14 protein-coding genes are annotated in these 17045 nt (G+C 71.3%); 1 reads left to right on the plus strand and 13 read right to left on the minus strand.

Features of this window, described 5'->3' with window-relative positions; translation table 11 throughout:
- Positions 1-55 precede the first annotated feature (55 nt).
- Positions 56-610: a hypothetical protein gene (locus NUT86_RS07905; RefSeq protein ID WP_018087592.1), complete on the plus strand. Its 555-nt coding sequence runs from the start codon at positions 56-58 to the stop codon at positions 608-610.
- A gap of 329 nt (positions 611-939) precedes the next feature.
- On the opposite strand, the gene NUT86_RS07910 is transcribed toward NUT86_RS07905, so the two are convergent.
- From NUT86_RS07910 to NUT86_RS07970, 13 genes are all read right to left on the minus strand, one after another.
- Complete coding sequence (locus tag NUT86_RS07910; protein ID WP_159489735.1) at positions 940-3078, minus strand: primosomal protein N'; 2139 nt, start codon at positions 3076-3078, stop codon at positions 940-942.
- A 113-nt stretch (positions 3079-3191) separates the two neighbouring features.
- Complete coding sequence (gene metK, locus NUT86_RS07915; RefSeq protein ID WP_018087594.1) at positions 3192-4400, minus strand: methionine adenosyltransferase; 1209 nt, start codon at positions 4398-4400, stop codon at positions 3192-3194.
- A 253-nt stretch (positions 4401-4653) separates the two neighbouring features.
- On the minus strand, positions 4654-5889 hold the full coding sequence (gene coaBC / locus NUT86_RS07920) for a bifunctional phosphopantothenoylcysteine decarboxylase/phosphopantothenate--cysteine ligase CoaBC (protein WP_093644724.1): 1236 nt from the start codon (positions 5887-5889) through the stop codon (positions 4654-4656).
- A 100-nt stretch (positions 5890-5989) separates the two neighbouring features.
- Positions 5990-6262 (minus strand): DNA-directed RNA polymerase subunit omega, encoded by a 273-nt coding sequence (gene rpoZ / locus NUT86_RS07925; RefSeq protein ID WP_005319902.1) that lies wholly within the window; start codon positions 6260-6262, stop codon positions 5990-5992.
- A gap of 71 nt (positions 6263-6333) precedes the next feature.
- A complete protein-coding gene (gene gmk / locus NUT86_RS07930) occupies positions 6334-6954 on the minus strand; it encodes a guanylate kinase (protein WP_274734380.1) in 621 nt (206 codons plus the stop codon).
- A gap of 38 nt (positions 6955-6992) precedes the next feature.
- A complete protein-coding gene (locus NUT86_RS07935) occupies positions 6993-7316 on the minus strand; it encodes an integration host factor (RefSeq protein ID WP_006607450.1) in 324 nt (107 codons plus the stop codon).
- A gap of 215 nt (positions 7317-7531) precedes the next feature.
- Positions 7532-8365 (minus strand): orotidine-5'-phosphate decarboxylase, encoded by an 834-nt coding sequence (gene pyrF, locus NUT86_RS07940; RefSeq protein ID WP_274734385.1) that lies wholly within the window; start codon positions 8363-8365, stop codon positions 7532-7534.
- Complete coding sequence (locus tag NUT86_RS07945) at positions 8362-9471, minus strand: quinone-dependent dihydroorotate dehydrogenase (RefSeq protein ID WP_159489739.1); 1110 nt, start codon at positions 9469-9471, stop codon at positions 8362-8364. The genes pyrF and NUT86_RS07945 overlap by 4 nt, the downstream gene beginning before the upstream one ends.
- 85 nt (positions 9472-9556) lie before the next feature.
- Positions 9557-12868, minus strand: a complete 3312-nt coding sequence (carB, locus tag NUT86_RS07950; protein ID WP_266447315.1) for a carbamoyl-phosphate synthase large subunit — start codon at positions 12866-12868, stop codon at positions 9557-9559.
- Entirely contained in the window at positions 12861-14003 is a 1143-nt protein-coding gene (gene carA / locus NUT86_RS07955; RefSeq protein ID WP_018087600.1) for a glutamine-hydrolyzing carbamoyl-phosphate synthase small subunit, read from the minus strand. Before carA ends, carB begins: the two co-directional genes overlap by 8 nt.
- Entirely contained in the window at positions 14000-14680 is a 681-nt protein-coding gene (locus tag NUT86_RS07960; RefSeq protein WP_159489743.1) for a PH-like domain-containing protein, read from the minus strand. The genes carA and NUT86_RS07960 overlap by 4 nt, the downstream gene beginning before the upstream one ends.
- On the minus strand, positions 14677-15963 hold the full coding sequence (locus NUT86_RS07965; protein WP_109888497.1) for a dihydroorotase: 1287 nt from the start codon (positions 15961-15963) through the stop codon (positions 14677-14679). Before NUT86_RS07965 ends, NUT86_RS07960 begins: the two co-directional genes overlap by 4 nt.
- Before the next feature lie 2 nt (positions 15964-15965).
- On the minus strand, positions 15966-16961 hold the full coding sequence (locus NUT86_RS07970) for an aspartate carbamoyltransferase catalytic subunit (RefSeq protein ID WP_093644734.1): 996 nt from the start codon (positions 16959-16961) through the stop codon (positions 15966-15968).
- Positions 16962-17045: the final 84 nt, after the last annotated feature.

Below are 17045 nucleotides of genomic sequence, written 5' to 3' on the forward strand. Positions count from 1 at the left end.
GGCGGCCCGCTCGCTTGCATCCTTCCTTTTCCACGCCGGTTCGAGAGGCTTGCTCATGGCCGACCACGCAACCCACGACGCCCAGGCGCGCGCCAGCCTGCATCTCCTGGTGCGGGACATCGAGCGGGTGCGCCGGCAGGTGGACGCACTGCGCACGCTGACCGCTCAGCTCGGCAACGTCTACCGGCCGCGTCGCACGGGCCCCTCCGCGGGCTTCGTCGTCTACGGACGCGCGCCCGCTCCGACGGTGCGCCTCGCCCAGGAGCTGCGGGACAGCGTCGAAACCCTTGTCACGGCCGCCGTCGACTTCGACCGTTCGCTGGGATTCTCCTGGGACGCGGTGGGCTCGGCGCTCGGCGTCACCAAACAGGCCGTACACCGCCGTTACGGCGCCCGCAGAGCCGCTGCCCAGCCCGCAGCGGAGGCCAACGGCGCCGAGCCGGTGGTGCGTTCGCCCGAGCCCTCCGCGCCCCGTGCGGTGACCGTGGCCGCGGGGCTGCCCGGCCCCGCCTCCGTCCCGGCCGCCCGGTCCATGCCCGCGCAGCCCTCCGCGGCCGCCCGCGACGAACCGGCCCGGCCGGGCGCCTTCCCCGGCCCCCGCAACGGCTGAACCACCCGCGACACCGGGCGCCTTCGCCCCCACGCCGCTCGCCAACGCCCCGGGACGCCGACCTGGTCCCGGGGCGGCGCCATGTCCGGGGCGGGGTCGTGTCCGGGGCGGGGGCATGTTCGGGGAAGCGCCATGGCCGGGATGCGTCATGTCCGGTGGCGGTACGCGCGGTTGCGGCAGCGGGCAGGCGGGCACAGCGGCGGGCAGGCCGGCAGGCGGGCAGTCACCCGCAGCGTCGCGGGGGCCGTTCGCAGCCCAGAGCGCCGCCTCCTCGCACCGCCAGGCGCTCGCACCCCGGCCGGACCGCCCGCGCCCGCCCCCGCGGACGCTCACCCCAGATCGGGCGGATCGATCCGGACCCGTACGGCCTCGCCCTCCCGCTTGACCAACCGGGCCGCGCGGGCGGCCTTGAGCGCGGCGGCGAGGGCCGCGCCCTGGCCGGGGCGGACCCGGACCAGCGCGCGCTCCCACTGCTCGCCCGGCGGCGGATCGCCCGGCCGGCGCGGGCGCGCGGGGTCCGGAACCGGCAGCGGTACGGGGCCCAACACCTCGGCTCCCGCGGGGAGTTCGGCGGATCTCAGCAGCTCGGTGACGTCCTCGACGCGGCCGGCCACGGAGGCCATCCGGGACACCGGAGGGAAGCCCAGCTCGGCCCGCTCGGCCAGTTCACGGACCGCATGGCCGACCGGGTCCCAGCGCACCAGCGCCTGCACCGGCCGCAGCGTCGGCTCCGCGATCACCGCGACAGTGCCGCCCTCCGCCTGGCCGCGGACCAGCGCGGCGGCGCCCAGCCAGCGGCGCAGCGCCTCCTCCCCCGCCCGCAGATCCGGCCGCCCCAGCAGCGCCCAGCCGTCCAGCAGCAGCGCGGCCGCATACCCGCCGCCCTCGGCCACCGGCTCCGCGCCGGGTGTACTCACCACGAGCGCCGGGGCTCCCGGCACCGTGGCCAGCACATGGTCCCGCCCCGAGGTCCGCACAGGAACGGCCGGGAACACCCGGCCCAACTCCTCCGCCGTCCGCCGCGCCCCCACGATCTGGGCCCGCAGCCGGGCACCGCCGCACTCGGAACAGTGCCAGTCCGGCTCCGGCCGTCCGCACCATGCGCAGCACAGCTCACCGGCGTCCTGCGACTCCAGCGGGCCCGCGCAGGCCCGGCAGCGCGCGGGGGTGCGGCACCGTTCGCACGCCAGCCGGGGCGCATATCCGCGGCGCGGGACCTGGATGAGCACCGGTCCGCGCTGGAGGCCCTCCCGCACCACCTGCCAGGCCATCGTCGGCAGCCGGGCGGCGCGCGCGGCGGCGTCCCGGGCTTCGTCGCCGTCGCTGACCGTACGCACCAGAGGCGCCGCGGCCCGCACCTGTTCGCGCTCGGCGGTCAGCGGGCGGGCCCAGCCCGTCTCGACCAGCTGGGCCGCCTCGACCGTGCAGCTCAGCCCGCCGAGCAGGAATCCTGCGCGCTCATGGACCGACCGCTGGATGAGGACCTCACGGGCATGCGGCTGTGGGGCATGCGGATCGCTGTGGCTGGCGTCCCCGTCGTCCCAGAGGGCGACCAGGCCCAGATCGGCGACCGGCGCGAACATCGCCGCCCGGGTCCCCACCACGGCGCGCACCGCGCCACGGCTGACCGCCAGCCAGCGGCGATAGCGCTCCTCGGGCCCGGCGTCGGCGGTCAGCAGCACATGCCGGTCCGCTCCGACCAGCTCGCCGAGCGCCGCGTCCACCCGGGCCGCGGCCCGCCCGTCCGGCACCACCACCAGCGCACCACGCCCGCCCGCCAGCGCCGCGGCCACCGCCCGCGCCAGCTCCTGCGGCCAGGTCGCCCCGGGCAGCGCCGTCCACACCGCCCGCGGCGCGTCTCCCCTGGTCAGCGCCGCCAGAAATCCGGCGCCCGCGCCATAGCGCTCCCAACTTCCCGGTTCCGGTGGCGAGTTCGGCGGCAAGGGGGCGGGCGACGGCTTGGCCTCCGCGCGCGCCCGTCGTGGGGGCACCGCCAGCTGCACCACATCGGCGAGCGTCCCGGCATAGCGGTCCGCGACCGACCGGCACAGCCCCAGCAGCTCGGGCGTCAGCACCCGCTCGGAGGACAGCACCTGCGCGATCGGGGCGAGCACCCCCCGGTACTCGCTCTCGGCGACCCGCTCCACGATGTACCCGCTGACCAGCTTGCCGCCCTCGCGCCGGCCGCCCTTCTCCCCCGCCCCGAAGCGCACCCGGACCCGCACCCCGGGCTGCGCCTCGTGATCCATCGCCGCCGGGACCGCGTAGTCGAAATACCGGTCGAGGTGCACCAGCCCCTTGTCGACCAGCACCCGCGCCACCGGCAGCTCGGCGGCCAGCTCGGCCCCCCGCCAGGTCCGCGGTTTCGCCCGCTCGGCCTTGGTCTCCCGCACGGCCTCCCGGATGAGGGCCAACTGCTCGCCCGCATCCGACGCCCCCGCCTCCGGTCGCCCGTTCTCCCTGCTCACAGCATCAGTCTTAGCAGACCGCACGGACAGTGCCGGGTGGGCTGTGGACAGCCGACGGCCCCGGACCGCCGAGCGGTCCGGGGCCGTGGCACGTCACACGGGCGATACGGGACTTACAGCCCCGCGGCCTTCTTCAGCGCCTCCACCCGGTCCGTGCGCTCCCAGGTGAAGTCCTCCAGCTCACGGCCGAAGTGGCCGTAGGCGGCGGTCTCCGCGTAGATGGGACGGAGCAGGTCGAGGTCGCGGATGATGGCCGCCGGACGGAGGTCGAAGACCTCGCCGATGGCCTGCTCGATCTTGTCGGTGTCGACGGTCGCGGTGCCGAAGGTCTCGACGAAGAGACCGACCGGCTCGGCCTTGCCGATGGCGTAGGCGACCTGGACCTCGCAGCGGGCCGCGAGGCCGGCGGCGACGACGTTCTTGGCGACCCAGCGCATCGCGTAGGCGGCCGAGCGGTCGACCTTGGACGGGTCCTTGCCGGAGAAGGCGCCGCCACCGTGGCGGGCCATACCGCCGTAGGTGTCGATGATGATCTTGCGGCCGGTCAGGCCGGCGTCACCCATGGGGCCGCCGATCTCGAAGCGCCCGGTCGGGTTGACCAGCAGACGGTAGCCGTCGGTGTCCAGCTTGATGCCGTCCTCGACCAGCTGGTTGAGGACGTGCTCGACGACGAACTCGCGGATGTCGGGCGCGAGCAGCGAGTCGAGGTCGATGTCGCTGGCGTGCTGCGAGGAGACCACGACGGTGTCGAGGCGGACGGCCTTGTGGCCGTCGTACTCGATGGTGACCTGGGTCTTGCCGTCGGGGCGGAGGTAGGGGATGGTGCCGTTCTTGCGGACCTCGGAGAGACGGCGGGAGAGCCGGTGCGCGAGGTTGATCGGGAGCGGCATCAGCTCCGGGGTCTCGTCGCAGGCGTAGCCGAACATCAGGCCCTGGTCGCCGGCGCCCTGCCTGTCCAGCTCGTCGTCATCGCCCTCGACGCGGTTCTCGTACGCGGTGTCGACGCCCTGGGCGATGTCCGGGGACTGCGCGCCGATGGACACCGAGACGCCACAGGAAGCGCCGTCGAAGCCCTTCTTGGACGAGTCGTAACCGATGTCCAGGATCTTGTTGCGGACGAGGTTGGGGATGTCGGCGTACGCCTTCGTCGTCACCTCGCCGGCCACGTGCACCAGGCCGGTGGTGATCAACGTCTCCACGGCGACCCGGGAGGTCGGGTCTTCCTTGAGGAGAGCGTCGAGGATGGTGTCGCTGATCTGGTCAGCGATCTTGTCGGGGTGGCCCTCGGTGACGGACTCCGAGGTGAACAGGCGGCGGGACACATCGCTCCCTGGGGTTGCAGCGGCTGCTGGCTGATCATTGGCGGAAGGGCCGAGAGCTGCGCTCGGCCCGATCCACTCGCCAGTTTATCGGTCGGATGCGGCGTTCGGGCACACGGTCTCGATTTATGGACCCCTCGTGACCTGGGACACCGCGACTTACGGTAGTGACGATCACCTTGAGGATGTGCCGGGTCAAGGGGACATGCCCGATTTTGCAGGGCCGACGGAGTGATTCCGCGGCCGATTCGGCGCCTCAGCGACGAGTCTCGGCCAGGCGGGGTGCGACCAGGTCCCAGACCGTGTCGGCCAGGGTTTCCTTGGGTCCGTACGGCACCGGTGTCTCGGTTCCGTCGGTGGCGAGGATCACTGCTTCGTTCTCCGCCGAGCCGAAGGCCTTGTGCTCGCCGACCTCGTTGACGACCAGCAGGTCACAGCCCTTGCGGGCGAGCTTGGCGCGGCCGTTGGCGAGCACCTCGTCGGTCTCCGCGGCGAAGCCGACCACGAGCTGGCCCGGGTGGGCCCGCTCGGCGGAGAGCTCGGCGAGGATGTCCGGATTTCGCACCAAGGCGATGGGTTCCGGCTCCTGGCCCTCGACCTTCTTGATCTTGCCGGTGGCGTAGACGGCGGGGCGGAAATCGGCGACCGCGGCGGCCATGACCACCGCGTCGGCCTCCGCGGCGGCCTTCAGCACGGCCTCACGGAGCTGACGGGCCGTACCGATGTGGATCACGTCCACACCGGCCGGATCGGGCAGCTCGGTGTTGCCCGCGACCAGGGTGACCCGGGCGCCGCGGGCCACCGCCGTACGGGCGAGCGCGTAGCCCTGCTTGCCGGAGGAGCGGTTGCCCAGATAGCGGACGGGATCCAGCGGCTCGCGGGTACCGCCCGCGCTGATGACGACATGGCGCCCGGCGAGATCCTGCTCCGTCGCCCGGGCACCGCGGGCCAGCACCCGGCGGCAGAACTCGAAGATCTCGACCGGGTCCGGGAAGCGGCCCTTACCGGTGTCGACGCCGGTCAGCCGGCCGACCGCGGGCTCGATGACCAGCGCGCCGCGGCGGCGCAGCGTGGCGACGTTCTCCTGGGTGGCGGGGTTCTCCCACATCTCGGTGTGCATCGCGGGCGCGAAGATCACCGGACAGCGCGCGGTGAGCAGGGTGTTGGTCAGCAGATCGTCGGCGAGGCCGTGGGCGGCCTTGGCCAGCAGGTCGGCGGTGGCGGGGGCGACCACGACGAGATCGGCGGCCTGGCCGATACGGACGTGCGGGACCTCGTGGACGGACTCCCAGACCTCGGTGCCTGCCGGGTTGCCGGACAGCGCCGACCAGGTGGCCTCCCCGACGAAGTGCAGCGCCGAAGCAGTCGGCACCACCCGTACGTCGTGCCCGGACTCGGTCAGCCGCCGCAGCAGTTCGCACGCCTTGTACGCGGCGATCCCGCCGCTGACCCCCAGGACGACCCTGGGCCGCTCCCGCTCCCGCTTGTCCATCGCTCCGCCGCTCCCCGACCTAGGTCCGTCCGTATGCCCCTATGACACACCAAGGGCCCGGCGGTCGCTCCGCCGGGCCCTTGGTGAATTGTTCAGCTGCTTACTGGGCGGGGCCCTCGATGGCCTCGGAGGTCAGCAGGCCCGCGTTGATCTCGCGGAGCGCGATCGACAGGGGCTTCTCGTGGACGTGCGTGTCCACGAGGGGGCCGACGTACTCCAGCAGGCCCTCGCCGAGCTGCGAGTAGTACGCGTTGATCTGGCGCGCGCGCTTGGCGGCGTAGATCACAAGGCTGTACTTCGAATCGGTGGCCTCGAGAAGCTCATCAATGGGCGGGTTGATGATGCCCTCGGGTGCAGTGATGGAAGAGGACACTCTCTACCTTCCGAAGGGGGATGAAGCGGGGGTGTAGCAAAAAGTCTCGGACGATCCGGGGAGCTGCGCGGTCATCCGCTGGTGTTCCGGCCCCCGGATCGATTCAGCATCAAGGCTAGCAGCTCGCGGCTGACGTCCTCGACGGAGGTGTTGACAAGCGTCACATCGAACTCTTTCTCCGCTGCCAGCTCGACCCTGGCGGCGGCCAGCCGGCGCTCGATGACCTCCGGCGCCTCCGTGCCCCGTCCGGTGAGCCGGCGGACCAGCTCGTCCCAGCTCGGCGGGGCCAGGAAGACCAGCTCGGCCTCCGCCATGGAGGCGCGGACCTGGCGGGCGCCCTGCAGATCGATCTCCAGCAGGACCGGCTCCCCGGACTCCAGCCGGTCCAGCACCGCCTTGCGGGGGGTGCCGTAGCGGTTGCCCGCGAACTCGGCCCATTCGAGCAGCTCACCGTTGGCGATGAGCTTGTCGAACTCCTCGTCCTCGACGAAGAAGTAATGGACGCCGTGCTGCTCCCCGGGGCGCGGCTTGCGGGTGGTGGCCGAAACCGAAAGCCAGACCTCGGGGTGCACCTTGCGCATATGCGCGACGACCGTGCTCTTGCCGACCCCGGAGGGGCCGGAGAGCACGGTCAGTCGCGGTTGTCTGGCCGGGGGCGCGGGGGTCGTCCCCCGGGAGACTGCAGAACTCATGCAGCGATTATTCCAGCTTCCCGGTGATGCCGGAAAATTCAGGAAGCGGTGCTGCCGAACTCGCGCTCCAGCGACGCGATCTGGTTGGAGCCAAGACCCCGGACACGGCGGCTTTCGGAGATGCCGAGCCGCTCCATGATCTGCTTGGCGCGGACCTTGCCGACGCCCGGCAGGGACTCCAAGAGGGCGGAGACCTTCATCTTGCCGATGACGTCGTTCTCCTGGCCCTGCTTGATGACCTCATGGAGGGAAGCACCGGAGTGCTTGAGCCGATTCTTGACCTCGGCGCGCTCCCGGCGAGCCGCGGCGGCCTTCTCGAGCGCGGCTGCGCGCTGTTCAGGGGTAAGGGGCGGAAGAGCCACGCCTACGTCACCTCGGATGTCGAACTGTCGGATACGGACCAGTGTGGAACCTAGTCACCCCACACGTGCGGAGCAACGAGCAACGCGCTTACGTGCAGTGCTCTCGACGGAGACTAGCGGCCGAGGGCGCCGGAGTCAGCGAGAACAGACGAAAAGTCCTGGTCAGACTCTGCTGACCAGGACAATTCGGGACCAAATTCCCCGTCTGACGGGCTTCAGCCGAGCGCGGTGCGCACTTCGTCGGCGAATCGGTCCGCCGCGGCGCGCAGTGCGGCGGCGTCCGGACCGTGCCGAAGGACACCCCGGCTGACGCTCGGGACGACATTGCGTACGGCGTCCCCGAACACCTTCGGCAGGTGGGCGGGGGTGGCGCCCTGCGCGCCGATGCCAGGGGCGAGCAGCGGGCCGTTGATCGCCAGATCGAACGAGGAGAGATCGCCGAGCGTGGCGCCGACGACAGCGCCGAAGGAGCCGAGCGGCTCGGCACCGGCGTTCTCGGCGGCAAGATGGCCGAGCATCGTCGCCGCGAGGGTCCTGCCGTCCTCGCGCACCGCCCGCTGGACCTCCGCACCCTCCGGGTTGGAGGTGAGGGCGAGGACGAAGAGTCCGGCGCCGCTCTCGCGGGCCAGGTCGACGGCCGGCCGGAGCGAGCCGTAGCCGAGGTACGGGGAGACCGTCAGGGCGTCCGAGAACAGCGGTGAGTCCTTGCGCAGGAAGGTCTCGGCGTAGGCGGCCATGGTGGAACCGATGTCGCCGCGCTTGGCGTCCATCAGGACCAGGGCACCGCGCTCGCGCGCCTCGACGACGGCGGTCTCCAGGACGGCCAGGCCGCGCGAGCCGAAGCGCTCGAAGAACGCGGACTGCGGCTTGAAGACGGCGACCGTCTCGCCGAGGGCCTCCACGACCGTGCGCGTGAACCGCGCCAGGCCCGCGACATCGTCGTTCAGGCCCCAGTCGGCCAGCAGCGAGGCGTGCGGGTCGATCCCGACGCAGAGCGGGCCGCGCTCGTCCATGGCCTGCCGAAGGCGCGTACCGAAGGGCAGGGTCATGCGGTCACCTTCTTGTGCTCGGCGCCGACGGCGTCGGCGAGGGTGGCGTAGGGGCTGTTGCGCAGACGGGCGGCCAGCCCCTTGTGGATCGCACGGCACCAGAACGGGCCCTGGTAGATGAAGGCGCTGTAGCCCTGGACGAGGGTGGCGCCGGCGAGGATGCGCTGCCAGGCGTCCTCGGCGTTCTCGATGCCGCCGACCCCGATGAGGGTGATCTTGTCGCCGACACGGGCGTAGAGGCGGCGCAGGACCTCCAGGGAGCGCTCCTTGACGGGCGCGCCGGACAGTCCGCCGGTCTCGGCGATCAGCTTCGGGTCGGAGGTCAGCCCGAGCCCGTCGCGGGCGATGGTGGTGTTGGTGGCGATGATCCCGTCCAGGCCGAGCTCGACGGCGAGGTCGGCGACCGCGTCCACGTCCGCGTCGGCGAGGTCCGGGGCGATCTTGACCAGCAGCGGGACCCGGCGGTCGGTGACCGTACGGTCGGCGGCCTCGCGGACCGCGGTCAGCAGCGGGCGCAGATGCTCGACGGCCTGGAGGTTGCGCAGCCCGGGGGTGTTCGGGGAGGAGACATTGACGACCAGGTAGTCGGCGTGCCGGGCGAGCCGCTCGGTGGAGGTGACGTAGTCGGCGGTCGCCTCAGCCTCCGGGACGACCTTGGTCTTGCCGATGTTGACGCCGACGGTGGCCGGGAAGACCGGGTTACGGGCCGCCAGACGGGCCGCCACGGACGCGGAGCCCTCGTTGTTGAACCCCATCCGGTTGATCAGCGCGCGGTCCGGTACGAGCCGGAAGAGGCGCTTCTTGGGGTTGCCGGGCTGCGGCTCGGCGGTGACCGTGCCGATCTCGACGTGGTCAAAGCCGAGCATGGTCATCCCGTCGACGGCGACGGCGTTCTTGTCGAAGCCGGCGGCCAGGCCGAAGGGGCCGTGCATCCGGCGGCCCAGGGCCTCGGTGCGCAGCTCCTTGTAGCGGGGCGCGAGGGCGGCCGCGAGGAAGGTGCGCAGCACGGGGAGGCGCACGGCCAGCTGGATCCAGCGGAAGGCCAGGTGGTGGGCCTTCTCGGGGTCCATACGCTTGAAGATCAGTTGGAAGAAGAGGCGGTACATCGTCGGGTGGTGCCTTCCGCGCTGAGGAGGAACTGGGGGGGCTCATGAAGAGGGGGACACCGTTTCGGTGTCCCCCTCCTGGCCGCTACTCCTCGCGGGCCGCGGTGAGATGTTCGGCGTGTTCCTGGAGGGAACGCACGCCCACGTCTCCGCGGGACACGGCCTCGATGCCCTGGACGGCGGCGGCCAGCGCCTGGACCGTGGTCAGGCAGGGGACGCCGCGGGCGACGGCGGCGGTACGGATGTCGTAGCCGTCGAGCCGGCCGCCGGTGCCGTAGGGGGTGTTGACGATCAGGTCGACCTGGCCGTCGTGGATCAGCTGGACGATGGTCCTCTCGCCGTCCGGCCCCTCGCCCTCGGACTGCTTGCGCACCACGGTGGCGTTGATGCCGTTGCGGCGCAGCACCTCGGCGGTGCCGGAGGTGGCGAGCAGCTCGAAGCCGTGGGCGACCAGCTCACGGGCCGGGAAGATCATCGAGCGCTTGTCGCGGTTGGCGACGGAGACGAACGCGCGGCCCTTGGTGGGCAGCGCCCCGTAGGCGCCGGTCTGCGACTTGGCGTAGGCGGTGCCGAAGACCGAGTCGATGCCCATGACCTCGCCGGTGGAGCGCATCTCCGGGCCCAGGACGGTGTCCACACCGCGGCCGTGGATGTCGCGGAACCGCGACCAGGGCATCACGGCCTCCTTGACGGAGATCGGCGCGTCCAGCGGCAGGGTGCCGCCGTCGCCCGCCTTGGGCAGCATGCCCTCGGCGCGCAGCTCGGCGATGGTGGCGCCGAGCGAGATCCGGGCGGCGGCCTTGGCCAGCGGCACGGCGGTGGCCTTCGAGGTGAAGGGCACCGTACGAGAGGCGCGGGGGTTGGCCTCCAGGACGTAGAGGATGTCCCCGGCCATCGCGAACTGGATGTTGATCAGTCCGCGGACGCCGACGCCCTTGGCGATGGCCTCCGTCGAGGCCCGCAGCCGCTTGATGTCGAAGCCGCCGAGGGTGATCGGGGGCAGCGCGCAGGCGGAGTCGCCGGAGTGGATACCGGCCTCCTCGATGTGCTCCATGACGCCGCCGAGGTAGAGCTCGTGGCCGTCGTAGAGCGCGTCGACGTCGATCTCTATGGCGTCGTCGAGGAACCGGTCGATGAGGACCGGGTGCCGGTCGATCAGGCCGGCGTGCCGGGTGAGGTACTCCCCCAGTGAGGGCTCGTCGTAGACGATCTCCATACCGCGGCCGCCGAGCACGTAGGACGGGCGGACCATGACCGGGTAGCCGATCTCGGTGGCGATCTGCTTGGCCTCGGCGAAGGAGAAGGCGGTGCCGTACTTGGGGGCCGGCAGTCCGGCCTCGGTCAGCACCCGGCCGAAGGCGCCGCGCTCCTCGGCGAGGTCGATCGCCTCGGGCGAGGTGCCGACGATCGGCACACCGTTGTCCTTGAGCGCCTGCGCCAGGCCCAGCGGGGTCTGCCCGCCGAGCTGGACGACGACACCGGCGACCGGGCCGGCCTGGGTCTCGGCGTGCACGATCTCCAGGACGTCTTCCAGCGTCAGCGGCTCGAAGTACAGGCGGTCGGAGGTGTCGTAGTCCGTCGAGACGGTCTCCGGGTTGCAGTTGACCATCACGGTCTCGTAGCCGGCGTCGCTGAGCGCGAACGAGGCGTGGACGCAGGAGTAGTCGAACTCGATGCCCTGGCCGATGCGGTTGGGGCCGGAGCCGAGGATGATCACGGCCGGCTTCTCGCGGGGCGCGACCTCGGTCTCCTCGTCGTAGGAGGAGTAGAAGTACGGCGTCTTCGCGGCGAATTCGGCGGCGCAGGTGTCGACCGTCTTGTAGACCGGGCGGACACCGAGGGCGTGCCGGACCTCGCGGACGACGTCCTCGCGCAGCCCGCGGATCGCGGCGATCTGGGCGTCGGAGAAGCCGTAGCGCTTTGCGTCCGCAAGGATCTCCGGATGGAGCTTCTCGGCGGCCGCGATCTCGTCCGCGATCTCCTTGACGAGGAAGAGCTGGTCGACGAACCAGGGGTCGATCTTCGTGGCGTCGAAGACCTCCTGGGGCGTGGCACCGGCCCGGATCGCCGCCATGACGGTGTTGATCCGGCCGTCGGTCGGGACCTTGGCCTTCTCCAGCAGCGCGGCCTTGTCGCCCGGCTCGGTGACGAAGTCGAACTGGCTGCCCTTCTTCTCCAGGGAGCGCAGGGCCTTGTTGAGCGCCTCGGGGAAGTTACGGCCGATGGCCATGGCCTCGCCGACCGACTTCATGGTCGTGGTGAGCGTGGCGTCGGCGGCCGGGAACTTCTCGAAGGCGAAGCGCGGCACCTTGACGACGACATAGTCGAGGGTCGGCTCGAAGGACGCCGGGGTCTTCTCGGTGATGTCGTTGGGGATCTCGTCGAGGGTGTAGCCGACGGCGAGCCGGGCGGCGATCTTCGCGATCGGGAAGCCGGTGGCCTTGGAGGCCAGGGCCGACGAGCGGGAGACCCGCGGGTTCATCTCGATGACGATGACCCGGCCGTCCTCGGGGTTGACCGCGAACTGGATGTTGCAGCCGCCGGTGTCCACGCCGACCTCGCGGATCACCGCGATGCCGATGTCCCGCAGGGTCTGGTACTCCCGGTCGGTGAGCGTCATCGACGGCGCGACGGTGATCGAGTCGCCGGTGTGCACACCCATCGGGTCGAAGTTCTCGATGGAGCAGACGACCACGACGTTGTCGTTCTTGTCGCGCATCAGCTCCAGCTCGTACTCCTTCCAGCCGAGGATGGACTCCTCCAGGAGCACCTCGGTGGTCGGCGAGAGCGTCAGGCCCTGGCCGGCGATCCGGCGCAGCTCCTCCTCGTCGTGGGCGAAGCCGGAGCCGGCGCCGCCCATGGTGAAGGAGGGGCGGACGACGACGGGGTAGCCGCCGAGCTCGTCGACGCCCGCCAGGACGTCGTCCATGGAGTGGCAGATGACCGAGCGGGCGGACTCGCCGTGGCCGATCTTGCGGTTGACGGCCTCGACGACCTCCTTGAAGAGGTCGCGGTCCTCGCCCTTGTTGATCGCCTCGACGTTCGCGCCGATCAGCTCGACGTTGTACTTGTCGAGGGTGCCGGCCTCGTGGAGGGAGATGGCGGTGTTGAGGGCGGTCTGGCCGCCCAGGGTCGGCAGGAGCGCGTCCGGGCGCTCCTTCGCGATGATCTTCTCGACGAACTCGGGGGTGATCGGCTCGACGTAGGTGGCGTCGGCGATCTCCGGGTCGGTCATGATCGTCGCCGGGTTGGAGTTCACCAGGATGACGCGCAGGCCCTCGGACTTGAGGACCCGGCAGGCCTGGGTGCCGGAGTAGTCGAACTCGGCGGCCTGGCCGATGACGATCGGGCCGGAGCCGATGACCAGGACGGACTGGATATCGGTGCGCTTAGGCACGCTGGCCCTCCATCAGGGATACGAAGCGGTCGAAGAGGTACGCGGCGTCGTGCGGACCCGCTGCGGCTTCGGGGTGGTACTGGACGCTGAAGGCCGGCTGGTCGAGGAGGTGCAGACCCTCCACCACGTTGTCATTGAGGCAGACGTGGGAGACCTCGGCGCGGCCGAAGGGGGTGTCGGAGACCTTGTCGAGCGGGGCGTCGACGGCGAAACCGTGGTTGTGCGCGGTGACCTCGACCTTGCCGGTCGTACGGTCCTGCACCGGCTGGTTGATGCCGCGGTGCCCGTACTTGAGCTTGAAGGTGCCGAAGCCCAGTGCGCGGCCCAGGATCTGGTTGCCGAAGCAGATGCCGAACAGCGGCGTCTTGCGCTCCAGCACTCCGCGCATGACGGAGACCGGGTGGTCGGCGGTGGCCGGGTCGCCGGGGCCGTTGGAGAAGAACACGCCGTCCGGGTTCACCGCGTAGACGTCCTCGACGGTGGCGGTGGCGGGCAGCACGTGCACCTCGATGCCGCGCTCGGCCATCCGGTGCGGGGTCATGCCCTTGATGCCCAGGTCGATCGCGGCGACGGTGAACTTCTTCGTACCGATCGCCGGGACGACGTAGGACTCCTCGGTGGCGACCTGCGTGGACAGGTCGGCGCCCTGCATCTCGGGGGCCTGGCGCACCTTGGCCAGCATCGTGCCCTCGTCGGGCAGCGCGTCGCCGGAGAAGATGCCGACCCGCATGGCACCGCTCTCCCGCAGATGCCGGGTCAGCGCACGGGTGTCGACGCCGCTGATGCCGACGACGCCCTGGGCGACCAGCTCGTCGTCCAGCGAGCGCACCGAGCGCCAGTTTGAGGGGAGCCGGGCGGGGTCGCGGACGACGTAGCCGGAGACCCAGATCCTCCCGGACTCGGGGTCCTCGTCGTTCACACCGGTGTTGCCGATGTGCGGGGCGGTCATGACGACGACCTGGCGGTGGTACGAGGGGTCGGTCAGCGTCTCCTGATAGCCGGTCATGCCGGTGGAGAACACCGCTTCGCCGAAGGTCTCCCCCACGGCCCCGTAGGCACGGCCGCGGAAGGTGCGGCCGTCCTCCAGGACGAGTACGGCGGGGATCTTGGCAGTCCCCCTGGTGGAGGTCGTCATCGTGCGCCTTCCGTTTCGGTGTGCTCGGTGGTGCTGGTGTGGTGCTCGGTGGTGCTGTGCTCGGTGGTGCCCTGCTGCGTGGTGCTCAGCCGGTCGATGGCCGCGACCCAGGCCGGGTGCTCGCCCGCCCGGTCGGAGCGGAAACCGGAGTCGATCTCCTTGTCCCCGTGCCGCCAGGTGACGATCAGCAGGCCGCCCTCGGGCAGGACCTTGCCGGCGATGCCCTTGTCGAGGCGGGCGCCGCGCAGTGCGGCGGCCGGCACGAAGAAGTCCTCGGCGCCCGGCCGTACGACGTCCAGGCCCTGGTCGGTCAGGGTCAGCTCGGCGCGGCTACGGGTGCCCAGACCGCGCGCCACGATCCGGTCGAGCCACTGCCCGGCGGTCGTGGACCCGTGGTAGCGGCCAGACATGGTCAGCGGCGGCTTGCCGCCTCCACTCGGGGTGGTGGCGGGCGAGGGGCCGGCCCTGAGCTTCGGCTCGCCCGCGTCGGCAGGGGCGGTGGGCAGCTCGGGCAGATCGCCCTGGAGCGTGCCGCGCCACTTCCAGCCCTGGCGCATCAGCCAGTAGACGAAGACGACGAAGACCAGCAGACCGACGACCCAGCCGATCCGTGCGGCCCAGTCGGTGACCGGCGCGGACTTCTGCGCTTCGGCCAAGTGGATCAGTGGAGGAGTCACGCCAGCTTCCCGTCGACGACCGTTGCCCGGCCCCGCAGGAAGGTGTGGGTGACGCGTCCCGGCAGCTCACGGCCCTCGTAGGGGGTGTTGCGGCTGCGGGAGGCGAAGCCCGCGGGGTCCACCTCTCCACGGTAAGCGGAATCGAGCAGTGTGAGGTTGGCGGGCTCACCAGCCGAGACGGGGCGGCCGTGGCCTTCCAGGCGGCCGATGTGCGCCGGGCGGAAGGACATCCGGTCGGCGACGCCGGCCCAGTCCAGCAGGCCGCTGTCGACCATCGTGTGCTGGACGACGGAGAGCGCGGTCTCCAGGCCGACCATGCCCATGGCCGCCGCGCCCCACTCGCAGTCCTTGTCCTCGTGCGGGTGCGGGGCGTGGTCGGTGGCGACGCAGTCGATGGTGCCGTCGGCGAGCGCCTCGCGCAGCGCCAGGACATCGGCCTCGGTGCGCAGCGGCGGGTTCACCTTGTAGACGGGGTTGTAGCTGCGGACGAGCTCGTCGGTGAGCAGCAGGTGGTGCGGGGTGACCTCGGCGGTGACGTTCCAGCCCTTGGACTTGGCCCAGCGGACGATCTCGACCGAGCCGGCCGTCGACAGGTGGCAGATGTGCACCCGGGAGCCGACGTGCGCGGCGAGCAGCACATCGCGGGCGATGATCGACTCCTCGGCGACCGCGGGCCAGCCGCCGAGGCCCAGCTCGGCGGAGACGATGCCCTCGTTCATCTGGGCACCCTCGGTGAGCCGGGGCTCCTGGGCGTGCTGGGCGACGACACCGTCGAAGGCCTTCACGTACTCCAGGGCGCGCCGCATGATCACGGCGTCGTCCACGCACTTGCCGTCGTCGGAGAAGACCCGCACCCCGGCCGCCGAGTCGTGCATCGCGCCGAGCTCGGCGAGCTTCTTGCCCTCCAGGCCGACGGTGACCGCACCGATGGGCTGAACGTCGCAGTAGCCGGACTCCTTGCCCAGCCGCCAGACCTGCTCGACGACGCCCGCGGTGTCCGCGACGGGGAAGGTGTTGGCCATGGCGTGCACGGCGGTGAAGCCGCCGACCGCGGCCGCCTTGGTGCCGGTCAGCACGGTCTCGGAGTCCTCGCGGCCCGGCTCGCGCAGATGGGTGTGCAGGTCGACCAGGCCCGGCAGCAGGATCTTGCCGTCGGCCTCGATGACCTGGGCGCCCTCGGCGCTCAGCCCGGTCCCGACCTCGGCGATGGTCTCACCGTCGATCAGCACGTCCTGCGGCTCGCCACCGAGGACCTTCGCGCCGCGAATAAGGATCTTGCTCATGGTTACTTGCTCTCCTCGGTGCGAGTGCTGGTGCCGTTGCCGGCGGTCAGGGCGGGCTCGTTGCCGCCCAGCAGCAGATACAGGACGGCCATCCGGATGCTGACGCCGTTGGTGACCTGCTCGACGGCCGTGCAGCGCGGCGAGTCGGCGACCTCGGCGGTGATCTCCATACCGCGGTTCATCGGGCCGGGGTGCATCACGATCGCGTGCTCCGGCATCCGGGACATCCGGTCGCCGTCCAGGCCGTAGCGCCGCGCGTACTCCCGCTCGGTCGGGAAGAACGCCGCGTTCATCCGCTCGCGCTGGACGCGCAGCATCATCACCGCGTCGGACTTGGCAACCACGGCGTCCAGGTCGTACGAGACCTCGCAGGGCCACTGCTCGACCCCGATCGGCACCAGCGTCGGCGGCGCGACCAGGGTGACCTCGGCACCCAGGGTGTGCAGCAGATGGACGTTGGAGCGGGCGACCCGGCTGTGCAGGATGTCGCCGACGATGGTGATGCGGCGGCCGGCGAGGTCCTGGCCCAGGCCCTCGTCGGCGCCGACGAGGCGGCGGCGCATCGTGAAGGCGTCCAGCAGTGCCTGGGTGGGGTGCTCGTGCGTGCCGTCACCGGCGTTCACCACGGAGCCGCCGATCCAGCCGGAGGTCGCCAGGCGGTGCGGGGCGCCGGAGTCGTGGTGCCGGATGACGACGGCGTCCGCGCCCATCGCCTCCAGGGTGAGGGCAGTGTCCTTGAGCGACTCGCCCTTGGAGACCGAGGAACCCTTGGCGGAGAAGTTGATGACGTCGGCGGAGAGCCGCTTGGCGGCGGCTTCGAACGAGATGCGGGTGCGGGTCGAGTCCTCGAAGAAGAGGTTGACGACGGTGCGTCCGCGCAGGGTGGGGAGCTTCTTGATCGGCCGGTCGGCGACCCGGGCCATCTCCTCGGCGGTGTCGAGGATCAGGACGGCGTCGTCGCGCGTGAGGTCGGCGGCCGAGATGAGGTGACGCTTCATCCGGTTTTCTCCGTGGGTGAAGGAGGTGTACGGGAATGTCCGTTGAGCGGGCATGCCTGCGGGCCCGGGGTCACCGGGTCGCTG

It is taken from the genome of Streptomyces sp. G7(2002) (assembly GCF_028870195.1).
Lineage (GTDB): Bacteria > Actinomycetota > Actinomycetes > Streptomycetales > Streptomycetaceae > Streptomyces > Streptomyces nigrescens.